This window comes from Streptomyces sp. NPDC049597, assembly GCF_040675505.1.
In the GTDB taxonomy this organism is placed as follows: domain Bacteria; phylum Actinomycetota; class Actinomycetes; order Streptomycetales; family Streptomycetaceae; genus Streptomyces.
The window spans coordinates 1-26,677 of sequence record NZ_JBFAOY010000001.1 but is presented as its reverse complement, the minus strand read 5'-3'; the positions used below and the strand labels follow the sequence as shown (position 1 = coordinate 26,677).

Below are 26,677 nucleotides of genomic sequence, written 5' to 3'. Positions count from 1 at the left end.
ATCGGGGCAAAGTCGCAGGTCAGGGCGATTGTCAGTGGTGGCCCTCACGATGGACACATACGGCCACAGCGCCGTCACCCGACGACAGGAGGCTCGTCATGGCCAGCCACTCCGCAGCTGCCGCGTCCCGGCGCCGCGCCACCGGCCCTGCCCCCTCACTGACCGGTCCCGCCCACGACGTCCACCCCGTCCAGCGACGGGCCTCGGCGCCGCCCGCCGCCCTCGACCTGCTCGCCCAGGCGCGCGCCGGTCTCGAGGAGGCCGCCGTCCTGGACGTGCCGAACGAGCGCTACGCCACAGCCCACCTCGCCGCGCTGCGCACCGCCGCCGCCGTGCTCGCCGCCCGCGGCCGGCCGGAGACCAACCCCCGCCGCCGGCAGCGCATCCGCAGTGCCTGGGAGGTCCTGCCGGAGATAGCGCCCGAGCTGGCCGAGTGGAGCCTGCTCTTCGCCTCGGGGGCGGAGCGCCGGGCCCGGGCCGAGGCAGGGATACGGGGCGCGGCGAGCGCCCGGGACGCCGACGACCTGATGCGCGACGCCGCGATGTTCCTGCGCCTCGTCGAGCGGCTGCTGGTGCTGCAGCCGGTGCTGCCCCAGCCGAGGCCGGAGCACCCGCATCAGCGGTCACAGGCGGCGCACCGGCCCGGTGCGAGCGGCGGGACCGGCCGGGAGGAGTCGTGAGCCGGGAGGAGCTGTGAGCCGGGACGGAGCGCTGCGGGACCGGTGGAGGCAATAGGGTGGACGGCGTCTCACCAGCACATCGCCCGAGGAGCCAACTGCCGTGCCGGACCCTTCCCCTGCCTCCGGTGGGGAGACCCCACCGCGACCCTCCCGCGCCTCGCTCCGCACCGCCGTGGTGTGGGAAGTCCTCAAGGACGCCATCGACCAACGCGTCAAGGCGGCCGGTTCGGACTCCCTGGACGTCCTCGACACCGGCGGCGGCACCGGTAAGTTCGCGGTGCCCCTGGCCCGCCTCGGCCACCGTGTCACCGTCGTCGACCCCAGCCCGAACGCGCTGTTCGCCCTGGAGCGCAGGGTGGCCGAGGCCGGCGTCGCCGACCGGGTGCGCGGCGTCCAGGGAGACGTCCACGGCGTGTTCGACGTCGTCGAGCGCGGCAGCTTCGACGCCGTGCTGTGCCACGGGGTCCTGGAGTACGTGGACGACCCGGCCGAGGGTGTGCGCAACGCTGTGGACGCCCTGCGTCCGGGCGGTGCGATCAGCCTGCTCGCCGCCGGGCTCGGCGGGGCGGTCCTGGCCCGGGCGCTGGCCGGTCACTTCACCGAGGCGCGCCAGGCCCTGAGCGACCCCAACGGGCGCTGGGGTGCGGGCGACCCGGTGCCGCGCCGGTTCACCGCCGATCAGCTCACCGAACTGGTCGCCGGTGCCGGGGCGGAGGTCTCCGCCGTCCACGGTGTGCGGATCTTCGCCGACCTGGTCCCCGGGGTCCTGGTGGACACGGAGCCCGGGGCCCTGGAAGCGCTCCTGAAGCTGGAGGAGGCGGCCGCCGAGCTCGCTGCCTTCCACTCGGTGGCCACCCAGCTCCACGTCCTGGGAGAGAAGCGGGGCTGATCAGCGGCGCAGCCGCAGACGGACTACGCCGGTGACCCCCCGATCGAGGGCTTCGCCCCGTATGATCGGGGGACACCGTCCGGCATGACGGATCGGAGGTTGGGGAATCAACGCCTCAGTGACTTCGATCGGCATGGCGGCCCGGACTGGTTTGGTGAGAGGGCGGGTTTCACGGGGGCGAATCCCTGCCTATCCTGAAAGGGCCGCATACCGGTCGCCCCCGCGACCGACGACGAGGAGGACTCCGTGCCGCTCTCGGAGCACGAGCAGCGAATGCTCGAGCAGATGGAGCGAGCGCTGTACGCCGAAGATCCCAAGTTCGCTACAGCGCTCGAGGGAAGCGGGCTGCGTACGTACACCCGGCGACGGGTCTACCAGGCAGTCGCAGGCTTCCTGGTGGGTATCGCGCTCCTCATGGCCGGAATGGTCGCGCAGCAGATCTGGGTCAGCGTCGTGGGTTTCCTCGTGATGCTCGGCTGCGCGGTTCTCGCGGTCACCGGGTGGCGCAAGGCGCCGAAGCCGGGCGAGCAGCAGGCTTCCGGAGGTTCGGCCGGACGTCGGCAGTCCCACCCGCGAAGGTCGATGATGGACAGGATCGAACAGCGGTGGCAGCGCCGCCGGGACGAGCAACAAGGCCAGTGATCCGGCGCTGCCGGACCCGCACGCACGATTGAGGGGCGACGCGTGGAGCGTCGCCCCTCACCTGTGCGTCCACGTGTTCCGCCGGGCCCGTCCTGACCCGGCCGCCGATGGCCGGCTCCGGCCCGCAGCCGCAGCCGCTGCCCGGGGGCTCAGGGGGCCCGAAAGCCCCGCGCTGCCCATGGTCCGGCCCCGGCCGGAGCCGGCACCGGACCCCGGCCGGCCCTCGCGGGCGCGAAACCGCGCGCCCGCTCCCGACCTCAGGGGACCCGAAAGCCCCGCGCCGCCCATGGTCCGGCCCGGTCCGAGCCGGCATCGCACCCCGGCCGGCGCTCGCGGGCGCGAAACCGCGCGCCCGCTCCCGGGCCCGGCCCTCGCGGGGCGAAACCGCGCGCCCGCCCCCCGGCTCGGCCCTCGGTGGCTCGAAGCCGCCTCGCCAGCCGAGGACCTGCCCGCCCCGAGGGGCGGGCTCAGCCCCGTTGCCGGGTCGGGCGGGGGAAGCGCGTCAGCCAGTCGGGGAGGGCGAACCGCGGGCGGAGGGACTCCCAGCGGGCCGACAGCGCCCAGAGCACGCGGACCGACGACCGGGGCAGCAGCAGCGCCCGCAGCCGGGTCCGCCGGTTCACGCCCGCCCGCAGGCCGTCGCGGATGAGGTGGGCGTCGTCCGCGAGTCCCGTGGCCGGGCGCGGAACGGGGGCGTACAGGACCTGTTCGAGCGCCCGGGCCGTGCGGTGCATCGCCGCCGCGGGCTCGTCGGTCAGTTTGCCCAGCCGGACGATCCGGGCAGCGGCCTTCCGCGGCGTCTGCGACTCGTCGGGCAGGATGCCGAGGTCCCAGGCCGTGTCCGTGATCTCCTGCCAGACCGCCAGCGTCCCCGCCGGATCGTCCACCGGCGCCATGGAGCCGGCGCTCGCGGGAGCGGGAGCACCTTCACCGAGGGGATCGACGGCCCCGGCGCCCTTCCGCCCGGACTTCGAGCCCGACGTGGCGCCGGACTTCGGCGGTGCCTGGCCCATCCCGCTCAGCCGCCGCGTCCGCGTGGTGATCCGCCACAGCAGCGGCAGCAGGAGCAGGACCAGCACGGCGACCATGCCCAGGCCCGTGAGAAGCACCGCCTGCCACGGGAAACCCTCGTCCGTCTGCTGCTCGATGTCGCGCGGCGCGGCTGCCCCGCACTCGCCGAGGCGGCGCTCGTGCTCCGGGCAGGCGTCCGGGGCGACCGGCTGCGCCGAGGGCGCGGCGGTGTCACCGGCCTCCGGCCGCGCAGGGTCGGTGGCACCGCCCGACGGCGCCTGCTCCTGCGCGTACTCCGGCACCGAGCCGCGGCTCGGGGTGGGCTCGAACCGGGTCCAGCCCACACCCTCGAAGTACAGCTCGGGCCAGGCGTGCGCGTCGCGCAGACCGACGGACATCGTGCCGTCGGACTGCGGGCTGCCCGGCGTGAAGCCCACCGCGACCCGCGCCGGGATGCCCAGCGTCCGGGCCATCGCGGCCATCGAGAACGAGAAGTGGACGCAGAAGCCCTCCTTCTGCTTAAGGAAGCGGCTGATCGCGGCGACGCCGGTGCCCGAGCGGGCCTGCGTGTTGTACGTGAAGCCGCCGTCCTCGGAGAACCACTCCTGGAGCTTCGTCGCCCGCTCGAAGTCGTTGGCGGAGCCCCTGGTCACCTGCAGCGCGGTCTCCCTGACCGACTCCGGCAGGACGTCGGGCACCTGGGTGTACTCGCGCTTCAGGTCCGACGGCGGCGCCATCGCCTGCGCGAGCTGCTCCCGGGTGGGCCGTACGACCAGGCTGTTCACCGAGTACTGCACGCCGCCCGTCGTCTGGCCGCGGTCGCCGACCAGGGTCCGCCCGGCCGGCTCGTAACGCCAGCGCCCGTCGATGGCCACCTTCGTCGCCGGATAGGGCATCGGCAGCCAGCTCTGCTTGTACGAACCCGCCGCCGACAGGTTCGTCCTGATCTCGGTGACACCGACCGCAGGACTGAGCCCGTCCGGCTCCGGCAGCCGATCCGGCACGCCCTGCACCTTGCGCTCGGAGGAGCGCCACGCGGTGCCGTCGAAGCGGTCCAGGGCGACGATGCGCAGGTACATGCCCCGGGTGTCGGGGGCGTTGGTGCGGTAGCGCAGGACCTCGCGGTCCTGCGGCTGGTTGAGGCTGTTCTGCAGCGAGACGAGCGGGTTGACCGCGGAGATCGTGCCACCGCCGCTCCCGCCCCGGCCGCCACCGCTGCCCGTCCCGTCGAACAGGCCGCCGTCCAGAGCGGGCAGCGCGGCCGGTACGACGAGGGCCACGCCCAGCGCGACCACGCCGATGCGCCGACCGGTGCGGACCGGGGCGTGGGCCGTCCCGCCGGACTCCAACGGGCCGCCCGGCCGCGCCCGGTTCGGCGGGGGTCCGCCGAACACACGCCCCCACTGGGAGAGCCTGTCGCGGCCCTCGGCCAGCAGGAGCAGCAGATAGCCGGAGGCCGCCAGCAGGAACCAGAGCCAGCCCGCACCGCCGTCGGACAGACCCGCCGCGACCGTGTAGAGCGCGAGCAGCGGCAGCCCGGCCGGGGCCGCGCTGCGGTACGTGACGGCCAGCGCGTCGACCGCGAGACCGATCACCAGCACCCCGCCGATGAGCATCAGCCGGATACCGTCGGTGGCCGGGGCGGGGATCGCGTACCGGCTCACGTCGTCGTAGCCCGCGCCGAACAGGTCCGCGAACCGGGCGAACGCCTCCGGACCCGGAACCAGCCAGAGGATCGCCGCCTCGCGGACGAACACCACGGTGAGCGCCAGCAGGGTGACCAGCGTCTGCACGCAGACCGTCAGCGCTCCGGCCAGCGGCACCCGCCGGGCCAGCGCGCCCACGCCGCTCTGCAGCGCCAGCAGGAGAGCCGCCTGCAGCATCCAGCCGGCCGGATCGACCAGCGGCAGCAGCGCTCCCGCCGCCATCAGCGTGGCGGCGTAGGAGCACAGGGCGAGCCTCGCCCGACCGCTCATGACCAACCCTCCGAGAAGCCGTTCGTACCACCGGGAGCCTGGGTGCGCTCCCGGCCCGCCTGCTGCCACAGATCGGTCAGCGGTGTGCCCGGCCCCACGGCCAGCGCCGTCCAGCCCGCCTCGCGCAACTGCCGCAGCCGCTCGTCGACCGTGCCCGTCACCGTCCCGCCGGTCACCCATGTCCGGCTGTCCAGGACGAACGCGACCGCGGCGCCGCTGCGCTGCCGCATCCGGGCGGCGAGCGCCGCCTGTTCCTCGTCGAGGTCGCCGAAGAAGGCGACGAGCAGCCCTTCGTTGCCGCCGCTGTCGCCGCCGCGCAGGACGTCGATCGCGCGGGACAGACCGGCCCCGTCGGAGTGGTCGACGACCGCGAGCGTGTCGAGCATCAGTCCGGCGGAGTCCGCGGACTCCTGGGAGCCGGCGAAGCCCTCGGCTCCGGCGCCCGGCACAGAGCTGCCCGTGTCCGTCAGCAGCCGGACCGCGAAGCCGCGCTCCAGGAGGTGCACCAGCGCGGACGCGGCTCCCGAGACGGCCCACTCGAAGGCCGAGTCGGGGCCCCCGCCCTGGTAGGCGATCCGACGGGTGTCCAGCAGGACCGTGCACCTGGCGCGCTGCGGCTGCTCCTCGCGCCGGACCATCAGCTCGCCGTAGCGCGCGGTCGAGCGCCAGTGGACCCGGCGCAGGTCGTCCCCGTAGCGGTAGGCACGCGGGATGATGTCGTCGTCACCGGCCAGCGCCAGGGTGCGCTGTCGGCCGTCGCCGTAGCCGGACGCCTCGCCGGCCAGCCGCACGGCCGGCAGCACCTCGGTGCGCGGGATGACGGTGAGGGTGTCGAACGCGCTGAAGGAACGGCTCAGTTCGCACATGCCGAACGGGTCGCTCAGGCGCAGCTGGAGCGGGCCGAGCGGATAGCGGCCCCGCAGGTCGGACCGCACCCGGTAGGACACCTCGCGGCGGCCGCCCGCCTCGACCCGGTCCAGCACGAACCGGGGCCGGGGGCCGAGCACGTACGGCACGTGGTCCTGCAGCATCAGCAGGCCCGTCGGCATCCGCGAGACGTTGTCCATGCGCAGATGCACGCGCGCCTCCGCGCCGGCCGGGACCCGCGAGGGGGACAGCCGGCGGCTCGCCGCGACCCGGTAGCGGGTGCGGTAGAGCACGGCGACGCAGATCAGCGGGAGGGCGGCCAGGAGCAGCCCGACCCGCAGCAGATCGCTCTGGCCCAGCACGTACGCGCAGGCCGCTGCGGCCACTCCGGCGGCGAGGAAGGAGCGGCCGCGCGTGGTGAGCCCGCCGAGCGCGGCCCGTACTCCGCCCTTGTCCTCGTCCTTTGGGCCCGGGGGAGCGGCGGGACGTGCGGCGGACATCACAGCCGCCGCGCGCCGGACTGCTGCCCGTACAGCGGCCGCTGACCCTGCGGGCCCGTCACGTACGCGCCGTCGGCGCTGCCGGTCGTGGGCACGGGGGTGCGCTGCACGATGTCCAGGACGACCTGCTCGGCGGTGCGCCGGTTGAGCTGGGCCTGGGCGGTGGGCAGCAGACGGTGGGCCAGCACCTGCACGGCGAGCGCCTGGACGTCGTCCGGCAGGGCGTACTCCCGGCCGCTGAGCGCGGCGGACGCCTTGGCGGCGCGCAGCAGGTGCAGGGTGGCGCGCGGCGACGCGCCCAGTCTCAGGTCGGGATGGCTGCGGGTGGCCGCGACGAGGTCCACCGCGTACCTGCGGACGGACTCGGCGACGTGCACCGCGCGCACGGCCTCGATCAGCTTCACGATGTCGTGGGCGTGCGCCACCGGCTGGAGGTCGTCGAGCGGTGAGACACCGCCGTGCACGTCGAGCATCTGCACCTCGGCGGCCGCGCTCGGGTACCCGATGGACACGCGCGCCATGAAGCGGTCGCGCTGGGCCTCGGGCAGCGGGTACGTGCCCTCCATCTCCACCGGGTTCTGCGTGGCGACCACCATGAACGGGTCGGGCAGCTCGTAGCTGTGCCCGTCGATGGTGACCTGGCGCTCCTCCATGGACTCCAGCAGCGCGGACTGCGTCTTGGGCGAGGCGCGGTTGATCTCGTCGCCGATCACGATCTGCGCGAAGATCGCGCCCGGCTTGAACTCGAACTCGCGCCGCTGCTGGTCGAAGATCGACACACCGGTGATGTCCGAGGGCAGCAGGTCGGGCGTGAACTGGATACGCCGCACCGAGCAGTCGATGGAGCGCGCCAGCGCCTTGGCCAGCATCGTCTTGCCCACGCCGGGGACATCCTCGATGAGCAGATGCCCCTCGGCGAGCAGCACTGTCAGCGAAAGCCGTACGACCTCCGGCTTGCCCTCGATCACGCTCTCCACCGACCTGCGGACACGCTCCGCCGTCGTGGTCAGATCCGTGAGGCTCGCTCGATCGTCATAGGTCGTCACCCGGCCCTCCTCGGCCCGTTCATAGGGCCTGTGCGCATGACACGGCACGGCCCACCCCGAAACACGGACACCGCCTCCGGAAAGTTCCGGGATGGCGTCACACCCGCATTCTTGTTGGCCTCACCGCGTTGTGTCACTTGCCTGTGGACAACTGAGAGGGATATGCCGGGGTTGACCTGTTTATCGGGCGGCCGACCGGTCACTCAGCAGGGTCGATCTCCCTGAGCAGACCCGTCGTGACGTCGAAGACGAAGCCGCGGACGTCGTCGCTGTGCAGCAGGAACGGCGACGTGCGCACCCGCTGCATCGACTGCCGCACGTCCTGGTCGACGTCGCGGAAGGACTCGACCGCCCACGCCGGCCGCTGGCCGACCTCCTCCTCCAGCTCGACCCGGAAGTCCTCGGTGAGGCTCTCCAGACCGCAGCCGGTGTGGTGGACGAGTATCACGCTGCGGGTGCCGAGGGCGCGCTGGCTGATGGTGAGCGAGCGGATGACGTCGTCGGTGACCACGCCGCCCGCGTTGCGGATGGTGTGACAGTCGCCGAGCTCCAGGCCGAGCGCGGCGTGCAGGTCGAGCCGGGCGTCCATGCAGGCCACCACCGCGACCTGGAGGACCGGACGGGCGTCCATTCCGGGGTCGCGGAAGTCGGCGGCGTAGCGCTTGTTCGCCTCGACGAGACGGTCGGTGACGGTTCCGCCGGTGCGGACGGCCTCGGCGGGGGACTGCTTGGCAGAAGTCGACATGGCTCGAAGGTAACGGTCACGGGGGGTGCGGGCCCGCTGTGAGGCCGGACAAAGAACGTCAACGAGCCTTGTTGTGAGGTAACCCACAAGTGTGGCTCCGAGGCAGGTGCGACGCGCGGAGGGGTTGATTGACCGGCCGTACCAGTGGACTAAAGTGACGCGGAGTTCACGGACGTCACCAGCCCATTCGGTGGCATCCGCACATTTCCCCACACTTCCCCGCGTGCGCGGCGTACGCACGGCCCGGCCCTGACCCGCCCGCGCCGGACCTGAGAGGGCGCATGAGCCAGACCCGACACGTCCCGGTGATGCTCCAGCGGTGCCTGGACCTGTTGGCCCCGGCCCTGGAGAGGCCCGGTGCGGTCGCCGTCGACTGCACCCTCGGCCTCGGCGGACACAGCGAGGCCCTGCTGACGCAGTTCCCCGAGGTACGGCTGATCGCCCTGGACCGGGACAAGGAGGCCCTGCGGCTGTCCGGCGAGCGGCTCGCCCGGTTCGGTGACCGCGCCACCCTGGTCCACGCCGTCTACGACGAGCTGCCCGGCGTCCTCGACCGTCTCGGCGTCGGCCGCGTCGACGGCGTCCTGTTCGACCTCGGCGTCTCCTCCATGCAGCTGGACGAGGCCGACCGCGGCTTCGCGTACGCCCAGGACGCCCCGCTCGACATGCGCATGGACCAGACGACCGGGATGAGCGCCGCGGAGGTGCTCAACACCTACCCGGCCGGCGAGCTCGTGCGGATCCTGCGCGCGTACGGCGAGGAGAAGCAGGCCAAGCGGATCGTGTCCGCGATCGTGCGCGAGCGGGAGAAGGAGCCGTTCAGCAACAGCGCCCGGCTCGTCGAGCTCATCCGCGACGCGCTGCCGCAGGCCGCCAAGCGGACCGGCGGCAATCCGGCCAAGCGCACCTTCCAGGCCCTGCGCATCGAGGTCAACGGTGAGCTGAGCGTGCTGGAGCGCGCCGTCCCCGCCGCCGTCGCCGCGCTCGGCGTCGGCGGGCGCATCGCGGTCCTGTCGTACCACTCGCTCGAGGACCGGCTGGTCAAGCAGGTGTTCGCGGCCGGCGCCGCCAACACCGCGCCCCCCGGGCTGCCCGTCGTCCCGGAGGAGTACCAGCCGCGGCTGAAGCTGCTGACGCGCGGCGCCGAGCTGCCCACCGACGAAGAGGTCGCCCAGAACCGCCGTGCGGCGCCGGCGCGTCTGAGAGCGGCGGAGCGCATCCGCGAGGACGTCGCGTGAGCGGGGTCCACAGACGCGGTTGAGCGGCATACGCGGGTGAACGGCGGCACGGAAGCGATGCGGAGGACACCTTGAGCACAGCGGCCAGGCAGTTGAAAGGGAGGGCCGCGCGACTCGCGCGGCTGATGCCGTCGGGGCCGAGCACCGCCGCCCGCACCCCCTTCGTCCTCCTGGTCGTACTGCTCCTGTCCGGCGGGCTGATCACCCTGCTGATGCTCAACTCCTCCCTCAGCCAGGGCTCTTTCGAGCTGAGCGAGCTGAAGAAGAAGACCACCGAGCTCACCGACCAGCAGCAGGCGCTCCAGCGCGACGTCGACAGTTACTCCGCCCCCGACGCCCTCGAGCGCCGCGCACGCGAGCTGGGCATGGTCCCCGGCGGCAGCCCCGCCTTCCTCGGCCCGGACGGCACGGTGCGCGGCGTCCCCGGCAAGGCCACCGCCCTGCCCTCGCCGGATCCCAAGCCGCAGCAGGTCCCCGGGACGGCGGCCCCCTCCGCCGGGCCCTCGGCGTCGCCCACGGCCGCGCCCGCGGCGTCCCCGACCGCGCCCGCACCGACCGCGCCCGCACCGACCGCACCGTCCCCCGCGCCGTCCTCGCCGCAGAGCGCACCTCAGGGGACCGCCCCCGCCGCCGATCCGTTCCGCACGTCCCCGCAGCCGACCCCGACGACCACCGGCAGGTGACGCAGTGCCCTCCAAGCAGCCCCCGCGGCGGCGCGTGCCGGGCCCCGCCCGGCGTCCCTCCGGGCCGCCCTCCGGCCGGCCCGCCCGGCGCCCCGCGCCCCGCGGCGCACGCCCCGCCCCGCGCACCATCACGCTGGGCAGCCCCCGGCCCCGGCTGCGGCTGGTCAGCCTGGGCCTCACGCTCGTCATGCTGGCCTTCGTCGTACGGCTGCTCCAGGTACAGGCCGTCGACGCCAGCGCCTACGCGGCCAAGGCGGACAAGAACCGCTATTTCAGCTACACACTCGCCGCCGAGCGCGGCGAGATCACCGACCGGGCCGGGATCGCGCTCGCCACCTCCGTCGACGCGCACGACATCACCGCGGACCCCAAGATGTTCACGCCCAAGGAGAGCAAGGCCCCCGACGCGCCCGAACAGGCGGCCGCGCTGCTCGCCCCCATCCTCCAGGCCGACGCCGCCACGCTGGCCGAGAAGCTCAAAAAGCCCGGCTCACGCTACGCCGTTCTGGCCCGCCGCCAGACCCCCCAGGTGTGGAACCAGATCAAGGACCTCAAGAGCGTCTACGCGCAGAAGGCCGCAGCCGACAAGCGCAGGGGCGGCCGCGGCGCCAACGTCCTGGCGGGAGTCTTCCAGGAGCCCAGCAGCAAGCGCGTGTACCCGAACGGTGATCTCGCCGCCGGGATACTGGGTTACGTCAACGGCGAGGGCCGCGGCGGCGGTGGCATCGAGTCCATGCTCGACAAGACGCTCGCGGGCAAGGACGGCACGGTCACCTACGTCCAGTCCGGCGGCCGGCGCGTCCCGACCGCCGGCTCCCGCGAGGTGCCCGCCGTCCCCGGCTCGGACATCGAGCTCACGATCGACCGGGACATCCAGTGGGCCGCCCAGAAGGCCATCGAGGACCAGGTCGGCAAGTCCAAGGCCGACCGCGGCTATGTGATCGTGCAGAACACCCGCACCGGCGAGATCCTCGCCATGGCCAACGCCCCCGGTTTCGACCCGAACGACCTCGCTCAGGCCAACGCCACCGCCATGGGCAACGCCGCCCTCCAGGACGCGTACGAGCCGGGTTCCACCGCCAAGGTCATGTCCATGGCCGCCGTGCTGGAGGAGAAGAAGGCCACCCCGGGCACCCATGTCGTCGTCCCCAACCGCCTGCACCGCGGCGACCGGCTCTTCAAGGACGACATCGACCACCCCACCTGGTACCTCACGCTCAACGGCGTCCTCGCGAAGTCCAGCAACATCGGCACCATCCTCGCGACCGGACAGCTGGGGAAGACCCAGCGCGAGGCCAACCAGGTGCTCCACTCCTACCTGCGCAAGTTCGGCATCGGCAGCACCAGCGGCCTCGGCTACCCCGGCGAGACCGCCGGCATCCTCGCCGAGCCCGCCGACTGGTCGACCTCGCAGCAGTACACGATCCCCTTCGGCCAGGGCCTGTCCATCAACGCGATGCAGGCCGCCTCCGTCTACTCGACCATCGCCAACGGCGGCGTACGCATCGAGCCCACGCTCGTCCGCGGCACCAGGGGCCCCGACGGGCACTTCACCGCGGCGCCCGAGCCTCAGAAGACCCGCGTGGTCAGCGAGAAGACCGCGAAGACGCTCGCCACCATGCTCGAATCCGTCGTCGACGACGAGGAGGGCACCGGCACCAAGGCACGCATCCCCGGATACCGCGTCGCCGGAAAGACCGGAACGGCCAACCGCGTCGACCCCGAACTCGGCCGCTACAAGGGCTACACCGCCTCCTTCGCCGGTTTCGCCCCGGCCGACGCCCCGGAGATCACCGTCTACTGCGCCATCCAGAACCCCACCAGGGGCAGCTACTTCGGTGGCCAGATCTGCGGCCCCGTCTACCAAAAGGTCATGGAGTTCGCGCTGAAGACCCTGCAGGTCGCACCGACCGGCAAGGCACCGGCCCGACTGCCCGTGAGCTTCGACCCCGGCGAGTGACCGGAGGAACCACCAGTGACAACGATCACCCCACGACCCGGGAACCGAGCCGGGGACGCCCCCTGTTTTTCCCCCGGGCCGCCCGGGCCCGGTACGCTCACCGCCGTGCCACACGCTGATCAGTACCGAACCGCCCAGCAGGACGACCCCGCGAAACACCAGCCGGGGGCGCCACGCCCGACGCGGCCCCGCCCGACAGACCTCGGGGATCTGGCCGCCCGGCTGGGCGTGCAGACGCAGGCCCGGGGAGAGATCACCGGCATCACCCACGACTCGCGGGCGGTGCGCCCCGGTGACGTGTACGCGGCCCTGCCCGGCGCCCGGTTCCACGGAGCCGACTTCGCGCCGCAGGCCGCCGACCTCGGGGCCGCCGCGATCCTCACCGACGAGGCGGGCGCCGAAGGCGCCGCGGCCACCGGACTGCCGGTCCTGGTCACCGACAACCCACGCGGCCGGATGGGCGAACTCGCCGCCGAGATCTACGGCCGGCCCGGCGAGGGCCTGCTCCAGATCGGCATCACCGGCACCTCCGGCAAGACCACCACGGCCTACCTCGTCGAGGGCGGCCTGCGCGCGGCCGGCCGCGCCACCGGGCTGATCGGCACGGTCGAGATGCGCATCGGCGACGAGCGCATCAAGTCCGAGCGCACCACCCCCGAGGCCACCGACCTCCAGGCGCTGTTCGCCGTCATGCGCGAACGCGGCGTGGACTCGGTCGCCATGGAGGTCTCCAGCCACGCCCTCGTGCTCGGCCGCGTCGACGGCTGCGTCTTCGACGTCGCCGTCTTCAACAACCTCAGCCCCGAGCACATGGAGTTCCACTCCGGCATGGAGGACTACTTCCAGGCCAAGGCGCAGCTGTTCACCCCGCGCCGCAGCCGGGAAGGCGTCGTCAACCTCGACGACGAGTACGGCCGCAGGCTGGTCGAGGAGGCGACCGTGCCGGTCACCACCTTCTCCGCCGAGGGCCACCCGGACGCCGACTGGCGCGCCGAGGACGTCGACGTCACCGCCATCGGTTCGACGTTCACCGTCGTCGGCCCGAAGGGCGAGCGGGTGCGCGCCCAGGCGCCCCTGCCCGGCCCGTTCAACGTCGCCAACACGCTCGCGGCGATCGTCACGCTCGCCGTGGCCGGAATCGAACCCCAGACCGCCGCCGACGGCATCGCCGCCGTGCCCGGTGTGCCCGGCCGGCTGGAGCGTGTCGACGCGGGCCAGCCGTATCTCGCCGTCGTCGACTACGCCCACAAGACCGACGCCGTCGAATCCGTCCTGCGCTCCCTGCGCAAGGTCACCGAGGGCCGGCTGCACGTCGTCCTCGGCTGCGGCGGCGACCGGGACGTGACCAAGCGCGGACCGATGGGCGCCGCTGCCGCGCGCCTGGCCGACACCGCCGTACTGACCTCCGACAACCCGCGCTCCGAGGACCCCCTCGCGATCCTGGCCGCCATGCTCGCCGGCGCCGCCGAGGTGCCGATCCACGAGCGCGGCGACGTCCTGGTCGAGGCCGACCGTGCCGCGGCCATCGCGGCCGCCGTCGCCCGTGCCCGGCCCGGCGACACCGTCCTCGTCGCCGGCAAGGGCCACGAGCAGGGCCAGGACATCGCCGGAGTGGTCCGCCCGTTCGACGACCGCCAGGTACTGCGCGAAGCAATCCAGAACAGTCAGGGATGAAGTAGTGATCGCCCTCTCCCTCGCCGAGATCGCCGAAATCGTCGGCGGGCAGACGTACGACATACCGGATCCGGCCGTCCAGGTCACCGGCCCCGTCGTCCGGGACTCCCGTGAGATCGAGCCCGGCAGCCTCTTCGTCGCCTTCGTGGGCGAACGCGTCGACGGACACGACTACGCGCGCCAGGTCGTGGACGCGGGTGCGGTGGCCGTCCTCGCGACCCGTCCGGTCCAGGCGCCCGCCATCGTCGTGGACGACGTCCAAAGGGCCCTGGGCGCGCTCGCCCGCGCCGTGGTCGAGCGGCTCGGCACCCAGGTCGTCGCGCTGACCGGCTCCGCCGGCAAGACGAGCACCAAGGACCTGATCGCCCAGGTGCTCCAGCGAAAGGCGCCCACGGTCTGGACCCCGGGCTCCCTCAACAACGAGATCGGCCTGCCCCTCACCGCACTGACCGCCACCGAGGAGACCCAGCACCTCGTCCTGGAGATGGGGGCGCGCGGAATCGGCCATATCCGGTACCTCACCGGGCTCACCCCGCCCCGGATCGGCCTCGTCCTCAACGTGGGGACCGCGCACATCGGCGAGTTCGGCGGCCGCGAGCAGATCGCCCAGGCCAAGGGCGAACTCGTCGAGTCCCTGCCGAAGGACGGCGTCGCCGTACTCAACGCCGACGACCCGCTGGTCCGCGCCATGGCGTCGCGCACCGAGGCCCGTGTGCTGCTCTTCGGAGAGGCCGCCGACGCCGCCGTACGCGCCGAGAATGTCCGGCTCACGGAGCACGGACAGCCCTCCTTCACGCTCCACACACCCACCGGGTGCAGTGACGTGACCATGCGGCTGTACGGTGAGCACCACGTGTCGAACGCGCTCGCCGCGGCCGCCGTCGCCCATGAGCTGGGCATGCCTGTGGACGAGATCGCCCTCGCGCTCTCCGAGGCGGGCACCCTCTCCCGCTGGCGGATGGAGGTCACCGAGCGTCCGGACGGCGTGACGGTCGTCAACGACGCCTACAACGCGAACCCCGAGTCCATGCGTGCCGCGCTTCGGGCACTGGCCGCCATGGGCGAAGCCGCACGGGCAAAGGGAGGTCGCACATGGGCGGTGCTCGGGCAGATGGCCGAGCTCGGGGACGAGGCGCTCGCCGAGCACGACGCGGTCGGACGGCTCGCCGTCCGGCTCAATGTCGGCAAGCTCGTCGCGGTCGGGGGCAGGGAAGCGTCCTGGTTGCAACTGGGCGCATACAACGAGGGTTCGTGGGGTGAGGAGTCGGTGCACGTGTCCGACGCGCAGGCGGCGGTCGACCTGTTGCGCAAAGAGTTGCGCCCGGGAGACGTCGTGCTGGTGAAGGCTTCCAGGTCGGTCGGTCTGGAGCGGATCGCACAGGCTCTGCTCGAGGGCTTCGACAGCTCCGAGGGTGAGGGTGCCGTCCGATGAGGCAGATCCTCTTCGCGGGAGCCATCGGTCTCTTCCTGACCCTGATCGGGACCCCGCTGCTGATCAAGCTGCTGGCCCGCAAGGGATACGGGCAGTTCATCCGGGACGACGGCCCCCGTACGCACGGCAGCAAGAAGGGCACGCCCACCATGGGCGGCATCTCCTTCATCCTGGCCACGCTGATCGCGTACGCGCTCGCCAAGGTCATCACCGGTGAGGACCCGACCTTCTCGGGTGTCCTCGTGCTCTTCCTGATGGCCGGCATGGGCCTCGTCGGCTTCCTCGACGACTACATCAAGATCGTCAAGCAGCGGTCGCTCGGTCTGAGGGCCAAGGCGAAGATGGCGGGGCAGCTGATCGTCGGCATCGCCTTCGCGGTGCTGTCGCTCCAGTTCGCCGACAAGCGCGGCAACACCCCGGCCTCCACCAAGCTGTCGTTCATCACCGACTTCGGGTGGTCCATCGGACCCGTGCTGTTCGTGGTCTGGGCGCTGTTCATGATCCTCGCGATGTCGAACGGCGTGAACCTGACCGACGGCCTCGACGGCCTCGCGACGGGCGCGTCGGTGATGGTCTTCGGCGCGTACACCTTCATCGGCCTGTGGCAGTTCCAGGAGTCCTGCGCCAACGCGGAGACCCTGACCAACCCCAACGCCTGTTTCGAGGTACGAGATCCACTCGACCTCGCGGTCGTGGCCTCCGCCCTCATGGGAGCCTGCTTCGGCTTCCTGTGGTGGAACACCTCGCCCGCCAAGATCTTCATGGGCGACACCGGCTCGCTCGCGCTCGGCGGCGCGCTCGCGGGTCTGGCGATCTGCTCGCGCACCGAGTTCCTGCTCGCCCTCCTCGGCGGACTGTTCGTCCTCATCACCATGTCCGTGGTGATCCAGGTCGGTTCCTTCCGGATGACCGGCAAGCGGGTCTTCCGGATGGCGCCGCTGCAGCACCACTTCGAACTCAAGGGGTGGTCCGAAGTCCTTGTGGTGGTCCGCTTCTGGATCATCCAGGGCATGTGCGTCATCGTGGGTCTGGGCCTCTTCTACGCCGGATGGGCAGCCGACAAGTGAGCGAGTGGCAGGGCAGGAACATCACCGTCGCCGGCCTCGGGGTGAGCGGCATCAGCGCCGCCCGCGCCCTGGCCGGCCTCGGCGCGGCCGTCACCGTCGTGGACGGCGGCGACAGCGACGCGCACCGGGCGCGCGCCGCGGAACTGGCCGAGCTGGGGGTCACGGTGCGCCTCGGCGACGCCGAGACGTTGCCCGAGGGCACCGAGCTGGTGGTCACCTCGCCCGGCTGGAAGCCCTCCAGCCCGCTCTTCGAGGCGGCGGCCAAGGCGGGCGTCGACGTCGTCGGCGACGTCGAGATCGCCTGGCGGCTGCGCGGCCCGGACGCGGCGCCGTGGCTCGCCGTCACCGGCACCAACGGCAAGACGACCACGACGCGGATGCTCGCCTCCATCCTGTCGGCCGCCGGTCTGCGGACCGCCGCCATCGGGAACATCGGCACTCCGATCATCGACGTGGTGACCGGCGACGAGCAGTACGACGTGCTCGCCGTCGAACTCTCCAGCTACCAGCTCCACTGGGCGCCCTCGCTGCGCGCGCACTCCGCCGCGGTCCTCAACCTCGCGCCGGACCACCTCGACTGGCACGGCTCCATGGAGGCGTACGCCGCCGACAAGGGCCGGATCTACGAGGGCAACACGGTCGCCTGCGTCTACAACGCCGCCGACCCGGCGACCGAGGACCTGGTGCGCGAGGCGGACGTGGAGGAGGGCTGCCGCGCCATCGGCTTCACGCTGGGCACGCCGGGGCCGTCCCAACTCGGCGTCGTGGACGGCATTCTGGTGGACCGCGCGTTCGTCGAGAACCGGCAGAAGCAGGCGCAGGAGCTGGCCGAGGTCTCCGACGTCGACCCGCCCGCGCCGCACAACATCGCCAACGCGCTGGCGGCCGCGGCACTCGCCCGCGCCTTCGGCGTGGCCCCGGCGGCCGTACGCGACGGTCTGCGGGCCTTCCGCCCCGACGCGCACCGCATCGAGCGCGTGGCGGACGTCGCGGGCGTCGTGTACGTCGACGACTCCAAGGCCACCAACACCCATGCCGCGGAAGCGTCTCTGGCCGCGTACGAGCCGATCGTGTGGATCGCCGGGGGGCTTGCCAAGGGCGCCACGTTCGACGAGCTGGTCGCCAGGTCGGCGGCTCGCCTCCGCGGTGTCGTGCTGATCGGCGCGGACCGTGCCCTGATCCGTGACGCCCTCGCGCGACACGCCCCCCAGGTCCCGGTCGTCGACCTCGACCGGACCGACACTGGGGCGATGTCCGCGGCGGTGGCGGAGGCGGCTTCGCTCGCCCGGCCCGGCGACACGGTTCTGCTGGCCCCCGCCTGCGCCTCGATGGACATGTTCACCAACTACAACGAGCGAGGCGAGGCCTTCGCGGAAGCGGTCCGCGCACTCGCCGCCGAGCACGGCTGACAGCCGCCAGGTCCGGCTGCCGCCGGGCACGACTGGAGGGGACAGCGACGATGCCGCCCAGCACGACCGGGTCCGTACCCCCGCGGGGGAGCGCCCCGCGCGTTCCCGGCGCCCGCCCCGTGGCCGACGGCCGCGCCTCGGCCGCGCCGGCCGGCCGTCGTGGAGCCGGCGCCCGCCCCACGGGCGCGCCCCTGGAGCGGATCCGGCACATGACGGCGGTGTTGTGGGCCGGCCTCGCGGGGCCCGTCCCCGCCGTCGCCGGCGCAGCCGGCGTCGCGCTGCGGAGCCGGGCCGAGGCGCCCCGGGCGAGGCTGGTGCGGGCGGGCGGGAGCTCCCGCACCCCCAAGGCGCCCCTCGGCGGCGGACCCCGCGGCCCGCGACGGCTGTACGAGCAGGCGCGGCGGGCCTGGGACCGGCCCCTGACCGCGTACTACCTCATCCTCGGCAGCAGCCTTCTCGTGACCGTGCTCGGCCTCGTCATGGTCTACTCCGCGTCCATGATCCAGGCGCTGGAGTACTCCCTGCCCGCCTCGTACTTCTTCCGCAAGCAGTTCGTCGCCGCCCTCATCGGCGCGGGACTGCTGTTGCTCGCCTCCCGCATGCCCGTCAAGCTGCACCGCGCCCTGTCGTACCCGCTGCTGCTGGCCGCCGTGTTCCTGATGGTCCTCGTGCAGGTGCCCGGGATAGGGCATGCGGTCAACGGCAACCAGAACTGGATCTACCTCGGCGGACCCTTCCAGCTCCAGCCGAGCGAGTTCGGAAAGCTCGCGCTCATCCTCTGGGGCGCCGACCTGCTCGCCCGCAAGCAGGAGAGGCGGCTGCTGACCCAGTGGAAGCACCTGCTCGTCCCGCTCGTCCCCGTCGCGTTCCTGCTCCTCGGCCTGATCATGCTCGGCGGCGACATGGGGACGGCGATCATCCTGACCGCCGTCCTGTTCGGCCTGCTGTGGCTCGCGGGGGCTCCCACGCGCCTGTTCGCCGGGGTGCTCGGCATCGCGGTGCTCGTCGGTCTGCTGCTGATCAGGACCAACGAGAACCGCATGTCACGGCTCGCGTGCATCGGTGCCACCGACCTCGGACCCAAAGGCGAGTGCTGGCAGGCCGTGCACGGCATCTATGCTCTTGCCTCCGGCGGATGGTTCGGTTCCGGTCTCGGTGCAAGTGTGGAAAAATGGGGCCAACTGCCCGAACCGCACACCGACTTCATCTTCGCCGTCGCCGGGGAGGAACTGGGCCTCGCGGGGACGCTGTCGGTGCTCGCGTTGTTCGCGGCTCTAGGCTATGCGGGTATCCGCGTTGCCGGACGCACGGAGGACCCCTTCGTGAGGTACGCAGCGGGAGGTGTGACCACCTGGATCACGGCCCAGGCCGTGGTCAACATCGGTGCGGTGCTCGGTCTGCTGCCGATCGCCGGCGTTCCGCTCCCGCTGTTCTCCTACGGCGGGTCGGCCCTGCTGCCGACGATGTTCGCCGTCGGGCTCCTGATCGCCTTCGCGCGACAGGATCCCGCCGCGAAAGCGGCCCTGGCCACGCGGAGGCCCGGGGTGAGATGGAAGTCGATGAGACGGCGCGTCAAGAAGCGTCCGTCCGGAGAGCGGTGAATTTCGGTGCATGTCGTACTCGCCGGCGGGGGGACCGCCGGCCACATCGAGCCCGCGCTCGCCCTCGCGGACGCCCTGCGCAGGCAGGACCCGACCGTGGGGATCACGGCCCTCGGCACGGAGCGCGGACTCGAGACCAGGCTCGTCCCCGAGCGCGGCTACGAGTTGGCGCTCATCCCCGCCGTTCCGCTGCCGCGCACGCCCACCCCCGAGCTGATCACCGTCCCCGGACGGCTGCGCGGCACCATCAAGGCGGCCGAGCAGGTCCTGGAGCGCACCAAGGCCGACTGCGTCGTCGGCTTCGGCGGCTACGTCGCCCTGCCGGGCTACCTCGCGGCCAAGCGCCTCGGTGTGCCGATCGTCGTCCACGAGGCCAACGCCCGTCCCGGCCTCGCCAACAAGATCGGCTCGCGGTACGCCGCGGGGGTCGCCGTCGCCACCCCGGACAGCAAGCTGCGCAACTCCCGCTACATCGGCATCCCGCTGCGCCACTCCATCGCGACCCTCGACCGCGCCCGGGTGCGGCCCGAGGCCCGCGCCGCCTTCGGTCTCGACCCCAACCTGCCGACGCTGCTGGTGTCCGGCGGCTCGCAGGGCGCCCGGCGCCTCAACGAGGTCATCCAGCAGATCGCTCCGGTGCTCCAGCGCTCCGGCATCCAGATCCTCCACGCGGTCGGTCCCAAGAACGAACTGCCGCAGGTGGACAACATGCCCGGGATGCCGCCCTATGTGCCGGTACCGTACGTGGACCGGATGGACCTCGCGTACGCCGCGGCCGACATGATGCTCTGCCGCGCGGGCGCGATGACCGTCGCCGAACTCTCCGCCGTGGGCCTGCCCGCCGCATACGTCCCCCTGCCGATCGGCAACGGCGAACAGCGGCTGAACGCCCAGCCGGTGGTGAAGGCGGGCGGTGGACTGCTGGTCGACGACGCCGAGCTGACCCCCGAGTGGGTCCAGGGCAACGTCCTCCCGGTGCTCGCCGATCCGCACCGGCTCTACGAGATGTCCCGCGCGGCCGCGGAGTTCGGCCGCCGGGACGCCGACGACCTCCTCGTCGGCATGGTGTACGAGGCGATTGCTGCACGCCGCCAGGCGTGAGAAGGCAGGGAGCGTGGCCGGACCGACCACCGCCGAGCGCGGTGCGCGAAACCCCCGTGACGGATCCGCCGGGTCCGAGGGACCGGCCCGCCCGCCCCGCCCGGACGACGGCGCCGGCCGGTCACCGAGGCCGGGCCGGCGCGCCCTGGCCGTCGCCGTCGCCGCCGTCCTCCTCGTCGGGGGCGCGATCTGGCTCCTCTACGGCTCGAAGTGGCTGCGTGCCGAACACGTGTCGACCACCGGCACCCAGGTGCTCACACCCCGGCAGGTGGAGGAGGCGGCGGCGGTGCCCATCGGCGCACCGCTGATCGCCGTCGACACGGACGCCGTCGAGGCGCGGCTGCTGCGCGAACTGCCCCGTATCGGCGCGGTCGAGGTCGTGCGGTCGTGGCCGCACGGAATCGGTCTGAAGGTGACCGAGCGGCGACCGGTCCTGGTTCTCGAAAAGGGCGGAAAGTTCATCGAAGTGGACGCCGAGAGCGTCCGGTTCGCCACCGTCGACAAGGCCCCGAGGGGTGTCCCGCGACTGGAGTTGACGACGGCCGCGTCTCCGAGCCTGAAGCGTTTCGGGGCCGACCGGCTGCTCGCGGAGGCCGTACGGGTCCGGGGCGATCTGCCCGACCGGGTCGTCCGCGACCTGACCACCGTCGAGGTGCGGTCGTACGATCACATCTCCCTTGAGCTCAAGGGGGATCGGACCGTGGTGTGGGGCAGTGCCGAGGACGGCGAGGCGAAGGCTCGCACACTCGCGGCGCTGTTGAAAGCAGCGCCCACCGCGCGGCACTTCGACGTGAGTGCCCCCACCGCCCCTGCGGTATCGGGGAGTTGACGCACATATGCGCAGGCCAGCACCCTGGTTGGGCATGGCTGAGCGTGATCACATAGGGTGAAAAGAAAAACGGGAGGTTCGGCGTGTTCGTTGAACGCGCGCCACTTGTCGACTTAGTGTCCTGTTCGGAAGAGTCAAGGGAACAGACACACTGGTAACCCTAAACTTCACCGTTAGGGTTCGGGTCGGCAGCAGGCTGGTCGGGCCGTCCCCATTCGACATCAGTCGTCGCAGCGCAGCCTCGCGAGGCGGCGACACGTAAATCGAGGCGAGAGGCCTTCGACGTGGCAGCACCGCAGAACTACCTCGCAGTCATCAAGGTCATCGGTGTCGGCGGCGGTGGTGTCAATGCCATCAACCGAATGATCGAGGTCGGTCTCAAGGGCGTCGAGTTCATCGCCATCAACACGGACGCGCAAGCGCTGTTGATGAGCGACGCCGACGTCAAGCTCGACGTGGGCCGTGAACTCACCCGAGGCCTCGGCGCCGGAGCCAACCCGGCAGTCGGTCGCAAGGCGGCAGAGGACCACCGCGAGGAGATCGAGGAGGTCCTCAAGGGGGCCGACATGGTCTTCGTCACCGCGGGCGAGGGCGGCGGCACCGGCACCGGCGGCGCGCCCGTCGTGGCCAACATCGCCCGCTCGCTCGGCGCCCTGACCATCGGCGTCGTGACCCGCCCCTTCACGTTCGAGGGCCGCCGGCGCGCGAACCAGGCGGAGGACGGCATCGCCGAGCTCCGCGAAGAGGTCGACACCCTCATCGTCATCCCCAACGACCGGCTGCTGTCCATCTCGGACCGCCAGGTGAGCGTCCTCGACGCCTTCAAGTCCGCGGACCAGGTGCTGCTGTCGGGTGTCCAGGGCATCACCGACCTCATCACCACGCCCGGTCTGATCAACCTCGACTTCGCCGACGTCAAGTCCGTGATGTCGGAGGCCGGATCGGCGCTCATGGGCATCGGCTCGGCCCGCGGCGACGACCGCGCGGTGGCCGCGGCCGAGATGGCGATCTCCTCGCCGCTGCTGGAGGCGTCCATCGACGGCGCCCGCGGCGTGCTGCTGTCCATCTCCGGCGGCAGCGACCTCGGCCTCTTCGAGATCAACGAGGCCGCCCAGCTGGTGAGCGAGGCCGCCCACCCCGAGGCCAACATCATCTTCGGCGCGGTCATCGACGACGCGCTGGGCGACGAGGTCCGCGTGACCGTCATCGCGGCCGGCTTCGACGGCGGCCAGCCCCCGGCCCGCCGGGAGAACGTGATCGGCTCCGCGTCCGCCAAGCGCGAGGAGCCCGCGGCCCCGCAGCGCACCGAGAGCTCGCGCCCGGCGAGCGGCCTCGGCACCGTGCCCGTACGCGAGGAGCCCCAGGTCCCCGCCGAGCCGGCCCCCGTCGCACAGGACCTCACGACGTCCTCGCCGCAGGTGCCCTCGGCCCGTCCGTACGACACCCAGGCCGAAGAGCTGGATGTTCCGGACTTCCTGAAGTGACAGTGCAGCACGACGCGATAGACGAGAGCGGCGCGCACTTCGCCTTCACCGACAGGTGGGGCGGGGTGAGCGCCGTTCCGTACGAGGAGCTCAACCTCGGCGGCGCGGTAGGCGACGACCCCGAGGCCGTGCGGACCAACCGCGCGATCGCCGCGAGGGCGCTCGGACTCGACCCGGCCGGGGTCGTCTGGATGAACCAGGTCCACGGCAGGGACGTGGCCCGGGTCGACGCACCGTGGGGGGACGCGGAGATCCCTTCCCCTGGGCCTGGCGGCCCGGGAGGTGCCCCCAAGGTGGACGGTGTGGTCACCGCCCGGCGCGGACTCGCCCTCGCGGTGCTCACCGCCGACTGCACGCCCGTTCTGCTCGCCGACCCGGTCGCGGGTGTGGTGGGCGCGGCGCACGCGGGCCGGCCCGGCACGGTCGCCGGCGTCGTCCCCGCGACCGTCGAGGCGATGGTCTCGCTCGGTGCCGAACCGGAACGGATCATCGCCCGCACCGGACCTGCCGTATGCGGTCGCTGCTACGAAGTACCCGAGCAGATGCGGGCGGAAGTGGCCGAAGTGGAACCCGCCGCCTGGTCCGAGACCAGCTGGGGCACACCGGCCGTCGACGTCACCGCCGCGGTGCACGCCCAGCTGACCGCACTCGGAGTGAAGGACCTGCGCGGATCGCGGGTCTGCACCCTCGAGTCGCGCGACCACTACTCGTACCGCCGTGACCGGACCACAGGACGGCTCGCCGGATACGTCTGGCTCGAGGGCCGGGAAGAAGAGGACCGGGAACAGGCATGACGGACCGCAGGACCGAACTCGCCGCGAATCTCGCGAAGGTGGAGGAACGGATCGCCGCCGCCTGTGCGGCCGCCGGCCGCGAGCGGGAGGAGGTGACCCTCATCGTGGTCACCAAGACCTACCCGGCCAGTGATGTTCGCCTCCTCCATGAACTGGGCGTGCGTCATGTGGCGGAGAACCGTGACCAGGACGCCGCGCCGAAGGCCGCCGCCTGTGCGGATCTGAACCTGCGCTGGCACTTCGTGGGGCAGTTGCAGACCAACAAGGTCCGTTCTGTCGCGAGTTATGCCGATGTCGTGCAGTCTGTCGACCGGCTCAAGCTCGTTTCCGCCCTGTCGGCGGCCGCCGTGCGTGCCGAGCGCGAACTCGGCTGCCTCGTGCAGGTGGCGCTGGACGCCGAGTCGGGGCAGCAGGGCGCCCGGGGCGGTGTCGCGCCGGACCGCATCGACGAGTTGGCGGCGGCGATCGCGGACTCACCAGGACTGCGGCTCGACGGACTGATGACCGTCGCGCCGCTCGCCGGACCGTACGCGGGACGGCAACAGGCGGCGTTCGAGCGGCTGATGGAATTCGCATCCGGCCTGCGCGTGGCCCATCCGGCTGCGAACATGGTGTCAGCAGGCATGAGTGCGGACCTCGAACAGGCCGTGGCGGCCGGAGCGACACATGTGCGCGTCGGTACGGCGGTACTCGGAGTCCGACCCAGGCTCCGGTAACGTCGCGAAGCAAGTCGGACCACAGTTAGAAAATATGGTCATTTCCGCCCAAAGCGGGCTGACCCAGTGGATCGCGGGCACTTGGTGACGCAAGCCGATCCACCACAGAGCGGAGGACTCAGAGAATGGCCGGCGCGATGCGCAAGATGGCGGTCTACCTCGGCCTCGTGGAGGACGATGGGTACGACGGCCGGGGCTTCGACCCCGATGACGACTTCGAACCCGAGCCGGAGCCGGAGCGGGAGCACCGGCGGCACCAGGCCCCGCACCAGGTCGAACGGGAGGAACCGGTTCGAGTGACGGCGCCGCCCGCCCAGCGCGAGCCCGCGCCGCTGCCCGTCGAGAGCGGACGCCCGGCGCGCATCGCGCCCGTGGCATCCATCACATCCGAACGTCCGAACCTGGAGAAGAACGCACCGGTGATCATGCCCAAGGTCGTGTCCGAGCGGGAGCCGTACCGCATCACCACGCTGCACCCGCGGACCTACAACGAGGCCCGTACCATCGGGGAACACTTCCGCGAGGGCACCCCTGTGATCATGAATCTGACGGAGATGGACGACACCGATGCGAAGCGACTTGTCGACTTTGCCGCGGGTCTCGTCTTCGGTCTCCATGGCAGCATTGAGAGGGTCACGCAGAAGGTGTTCTTGTTGTCTCCTGCTAACGTCGATGTCACGGCGGAGGACAAGGCCCGCATCGCAGAGGGCGGATTCTTCAACCAGAGCTGAGAACGACACCGGGAACGACCCGGCCGAGGGGCCGGCTGAGATGGGATCCAGGGGAGAGGGAAGCGCGGGATGAGCGTCGCACTACAGGTGGTCTACATCGCTCTGATGTGCTTCCTCGTTGTCCTGATCTTCCGGCTTGTCATGGACTACGTCTTCCAGTTCGCCCGTTCATGGCAACCCGGTAAGGCGATGGTGGTCGTTCTGGAGGCCACCTACACTGTCACCGATCCACCGCTCAAGCTTCTGCGGCGGTTCATCCCGCCGTTGCGTCTCGGGGGCGTGGCACTCGACCTGTCCTTCTTCGTTCTGATGATCATCGTCTACATCCTGATCTCCATCGTTCGTGGAGTGGGGAACTCGATGTGAGCGATACGGTCCTGCCGACTGCCGACGACTACGTAGAGGTGAAGAAGAGATGCCGCTGACCCCCGAGGACGTGCGGAACAAGCAGTTCACAACCGTCCGCCTCCGAGAAGGCTACGACGAGGACGAGGTCGATGCCTTTCTCGACGAGGTCGAGGCCGAACTGACCCGCCTGCTCCGCGAGAACGAGGACCTGCGCGCCAAGCTGGCCGCGGCGACCCGTGCGGCGGCGCAGAACCAGCAGCAGGGGATGCGCAAGCCGCCGGAGCCGCAGGACGGCCGCGGTCCGGGCGCTCCCGTCCCCGCCGCCATATCCGGACCGCCGGTCCAGCAGCAGCCCCCGCAGATGGGTCCCCCCCAGCTGCCCGGTGGTGCTCCCCAGCTGCCGGCCGGTCCCAGCCACGGCGGCCCGCAGGGTCCCGGCGGCCCCATGGGCCCCGGTCCGATGCAGGGCGGTCCCATGGGTGGCCCGATGGGCGGCCCCATGGGTCACGGCGGCCCGCAGGGTGGTCCGATGGGTCAGGGTCCCGGCGGCGACAGCGCCGCGCGCGTGCTCTCGCTGGCCCAGCAGACGGCCGACCAGGCGATCGCCGAGGCCCGTTCCGAGGCCAACAAGATCGTCGGAGAGGCGCGTTCGCGCGCCGAGGGTCTCGAGCGTGACGCCCGGGCCAAGGCCGACGCCCTCGAGCGGGACGCGCAGGAGAAGCACCGCGTCGCGATGGGCTCGCTGGAGTCCGCGCGCGCCACGCTGGAGCGCAAGGTCGAGGACCTGCGGGGCTTCGAGCGCGAGTACCGCACGCGTCTGAAGTCGTACCTGGAGAGCCAGCTGCGTCAGCTGGAGACCCAGTCCGACGACTCGCTGGCGCCGCCGCGCACTCCGGCGACCGCGTCGCTGCCGCCGTCCCCGGCGCCCTCCATGGCTCCGGCCGGTGCGAGCGCGCCGTCCTACGGCGGCAACCAGACGATGGGCGGCCACGGCCCCTCGCCGTCGGGCCCGTCGTACGGCGGTCAGCAGCAGATGTCGCCGGCGATGACCCAGCCGATGGCACCGGTGCGGCCGCAGGCGCCGCAGCCGATGCAGCAGGCGCCGTCGCCGATGCGCGGCTTCCTGATCGACGAGGACGACAACTGACGGGGCCGCGCGCGCAGCGCGCGTAGCCGTCGGCAGACTGCGGGGCCGGGCCCGGAGTGCGTATGCGCTCCGGGCCCGGCCCGGTGCGTGCGCGGGGGGCGTCCACT

At 72.0% G+C, this 26,677-nt stretch carries 23 protein-coding genes; 19 read left to right on the top strand and 4 right to left on the bottom strand.

Features of this window, described 5'->3' with window-relative positions; genetic code table 11:
• The first annotated feature begins 98 nt into the window (after window positions 1-98).
• From AB0K02_RS00115 to AB0K02_RS00105, 3 genes are all read left to right on the top strand, one after another.
• Window positions 99-680 (top strand): SAV_6107 family HEPN domain-containing protein, encoded by a 582-nt coding sequence (locus tag AB0K02_RS00115; RefSeq protein WP_365990052.1) that lies wholly within the window; start codon window positions 99-101, stop codon window positions 678-680.
• Window positions 681-780: 100 nt separating this feature from the next.
• On the top strand, window positions 781-1,569 hold the full coding sequence (locus tag AB0K02_RS00110; protein WP_365990051.1) for a methyltransferase domain-containing protein: 789 nt from the start codon (window positions 781-783) through the stop codon (window positions 1,567-1,569).
• Window positions 1,570-1,815: 246 nt separating this feature from the next.
• Window positions 1,816-2,211: a DUF3040 domain-containing protein gene (locus AB0K02_RS00105; protein WP_365990050.1), complete on the top strand. Its 396-nt coding sequence runs from the start codon at window positions 1,816-1,818 to the stop codon at window positions 2,209-2,211.
• A 467-nt stretch (window positions 2,212-2,678) separates the two neighbouring features.
• On the opposite strand, the gene AB0K02_RS00100 is transcribed toward AB0K02_RS00105, so the two are convergent.
• The 4 genes from AB0K02_RS00100 to AB0K02_RS00085 form a co-directional block, all read right to left on the bottom strand.
• A complete protein-coding gene (locus AB0K02_RS00100; RefSeq protein ID WP_365990049.1) occupies window positions 2,679-5,198 on the bottom strand; it encodes a DUF3488 and transglutaminase-like domain-containing protein in 2,520 nt (839 codons plus the stop codon).
• Complete coding sequence (locus AB0K02_RS00095; RefSeq protein WP_365990048.1) at window positions 5,195-6,565, bottom strand: DUF58 domain-containing protein; 1,371 nt, start codon at window positions 6,563-6,565, stop codon at window positions 5,195-5,197. The genes AB0K02_RS00100 and AB0K02_RS00095 overlap by 4 nt, the downstream gene beginning before the upstream one ends.
• Window positions 6,565-7,611 (bottom strand): MoxR family ATPase, encoded by a 1,047-nt coding sequence (locus tag AB0K02_RS00090; protein ID WP_365990047.1) that lies wholly within the window; start codon window positions 7,609-7,611, stop codon window positions 6,565-6,567. Before AB0K02_RS00090 ends, AB0K02_RS00095 begins: the two co-directional genes overlap by 1 nt.
• Window positions 7,612-7,810: 199 nt before the next feature.
• Window positions 7,811-8,356 carry a carbonic anhydrase gene (locus AB0K02_RS00085; RefSeq protein ID WP_365990046.1) on the bottom strand — a complete coding sequence of 182 codons (546 nt, stop codon included), beginning with the start codon at window positions 8,354-8,356 and terminating at the stop codon, window positions 7,811-7,813.
• A 281-nt stretch (window positions 8,357-8,637) separates the two neighbouring features.
• Between AB0K02_RS00085 and rsmH the strand changes: the two genes are divergently transcribed.
• The 16 genes from rsmH to AB0K02_RS00005 all read left to right on the top strand — a co-directional run bounded on the left by rsmH (window position 8,638) and on the right by AB0K02_RS00005 (window position 26,570).
• Window positions 8,638-9,594 (top strand): 16S rRNA (cytosine(1402)-N(4))-methyltransferase RsmH, encoded by a 957-nt coding sequence (rsmH, locus tag AB0K02_RS00080; protein ID WP_365990045.1) that lies wholly within the window; start codon window positions 8,638-8,640, stop codon window positions 9,592-9,594.
• Between the two features lie 71 nt (window positions 9,595-9,665).
• Complete coding sequence (locus AB0K02_RS00075; RefSeq protein ID WP_365990044.1) at window positions 9,666-10,277, top strand: septum formation initiator family protein; 612 nt, start codon at window positions 9,666-9,668, stop codon at window positions 10,275-10,277.
• A gap of 4 nt (window positions 10,278-10,281) precedes the next feature.
• Window positions 10,282-12,237, top strand: a complete 1,956-nt coding sequence (locus AB0K02_RS00070; protein WP_365990042.1) for a penicillin-binding protein 2 — start codon at window positions 10,282-10,284, stop codon at window positions 12,235-12,237.
• Window positions 12,238-12,342: 105 nt separating this feature from the next.
• Window positions 12,343-13,911 carry a UDP-N-acetylmuramoyl-L-alanyl-D-glutamate--2,6-diaminopimelate ligase gene (locus AB0K02_RS00065; RefSeq protein ID WP_365990041.1) on the top strand — a complete coding sequence of 523 codons (1,569 nt, stop codon included), beginning with the start codon at window positions 12,343-12,345 and terminating at the stop codon, window positions 13,909-13,911.
• A gap of 4 nt (window positions 13,912-13,915) precedes the next feature.
• Window positions 13,916-15,343 carry a UDP-N-acetylmuramoyl-tripeptide--D-alanyl-D-alanine ligase gene (murF, locus tag AB0K02_RS00060; RefSeq protein WP_365990040.1) on the top strand — a complete coding sequence of 476 codons (1,428 nt, stop codon included), beginning with the start codon at window positions 13,916-13,918 and terminating at the stop codon, window positions 15,341-15,343.
• A complete protein-coding gene (gene mraY / locus AB0K02_RS00055) occupies window positions 15,340-16,410 on the top strand; it encodes a phospho-N-acetylmuramoyl-pentapeptide-transferase (RefSeq protein WP_307715951.1) in 1,071 nt (356 codons plus the stop codon). The genes murF and mraY overlap by 4 nt, the downstream gene beginning before the upstream one ends.
• Window positions 16,392-17,819, top strand: coding sequence for a UDP-N-acetylmuramoyl-L-alanine--D-glutamate ligase (murD, locus tag AB0K02_RS00050; RefSeq protein WP_365990039.1), 1,428 nt, complete (start codon window positions 16,392-16,394; stop codon window positions 17,817-17,819). Before mraY ends, murD begins: the two co-directional genes overlap by 19 nt.
• Window positions 17,820-18,028: 209 nt before the next feature.
• A complete protein-coding gene (gene ftsW, locus AB0K02_RS00045; protein ID WP_365990038.1) occupies window positions 18,029-19,420 on the top strand; it encodes a putative lipid II flippase FtsW in 1,392 nt (463 codons plus the stop codon).
• A 6-nt stretch (window positions 19,421-19,426) separates the two neighbouring features.
• Window positions 19,427-20,521 (top strand): undecaprenyldiphospho-muramoylpentapeptide beta-N-acetylglucosaminyltransferase, encoded by a 1,095-nt coding sequence (gene murG, locus AB0K02_RS00040; protein ID WP_365990037.1) that lies wholly within the window; start codon window positions 19,427-19,429, stop codon window positions 20,519-20,521.
• A 13-nt stretch (window positions 20,522-20,534) separates the two neighbouring features.
• Window positions 20,535-21,350 carry an FtsQ-type POTRA domain-containing protein gene (locus AB0K02_RS00035; RefSeq protein WP_365990036.1) on the top strand — a complete coding sequence of 272 codons (816 nt, stop codon included), beginning with the start codon at window positions 20,535-20,537 and terminating at the stop codon, window positions 21,348-21,350.
• A 284-nt stretch (window positions 21,351-21,634) separates the two neighbouring features.
• Window positions 21,635-22,834 carry a cell division protein FtsZ gene (gene ftsZ / locus AB0K02_RS00030; protein ID WP_365990035.1) on the top strand — a complete coding sequence of 400 codons (1,200 nt, stop codon included), beginning with the start codon at window positions 21,635-21,637 and terminating at the stop codon, window positions 22,832-22,834.
• Window positions 22,831-23,628, top strand: coding sequence for a peptidoglycan editing factor PgeF (pgeF, locus tag AB0K02_RS00025; RefSeq protein WP_365990034.1), 798 nt, complete (start codon window positions 22,831-22,833; stop codon window positions 23,626-23,628). The genes ftsZ and pgeF overlap by 4 nt, the downstream gene beginning before the upstream one ends.
• A complete protein-coding gene (locus tag AB0K02_RS00020) occupies window positions 23,625-24,344 on the top strand; it encodes a YggS family pyridoxal phosphate-dependent enzyme (RefSeq protein ID WP_365990033.1) in 720 nt (239 codons plus the stop codon). The genes pgeF and AB0K02_RS00020 overlap by 4 nt, the downstream gene beginning before the upstream one ends.
• Window positions 24,345-24,469: 125 nt before the next feature.
• Window positions 24,470-25,075, top strand: coding sequence for a cell division protein SepF (gene sepF, locus AB0K02_RS00015; RefSeq protein WP_365990032.1), 606 nt, complete (start codon window positions 24,470-24,472; stop codon window positions 25,073-25,075).
• 69 nt (window positions 25,076-25,144) lie between these two features.
• Window positions 25,145-25,441, top strand: a complete 297-nt coding sequence (locus tag AB0K02_RS00010) for a YggT family protein (protein ID WP_177148724.1) — start codon at window positions 25,145-25,147, stop codon at window positions 25,439-25,441.
• A gap of 49 nt (window positions 25,442-25,490) precedes the next feature.
• On the top strand, window positions 25,491-26,570 hold the full coding sequence (locus tag AB0K02_RS00005) for a DivIVA domain-containing protein (RefSeq protein ID WP_365990031.1): 1,080 nt from the start codon (window positions 25,491-25,493) through the stop codon (window positions 26,568-26,570).
• Window positions 26,571-26,677 lie beyond the last annotated feature (107 nt).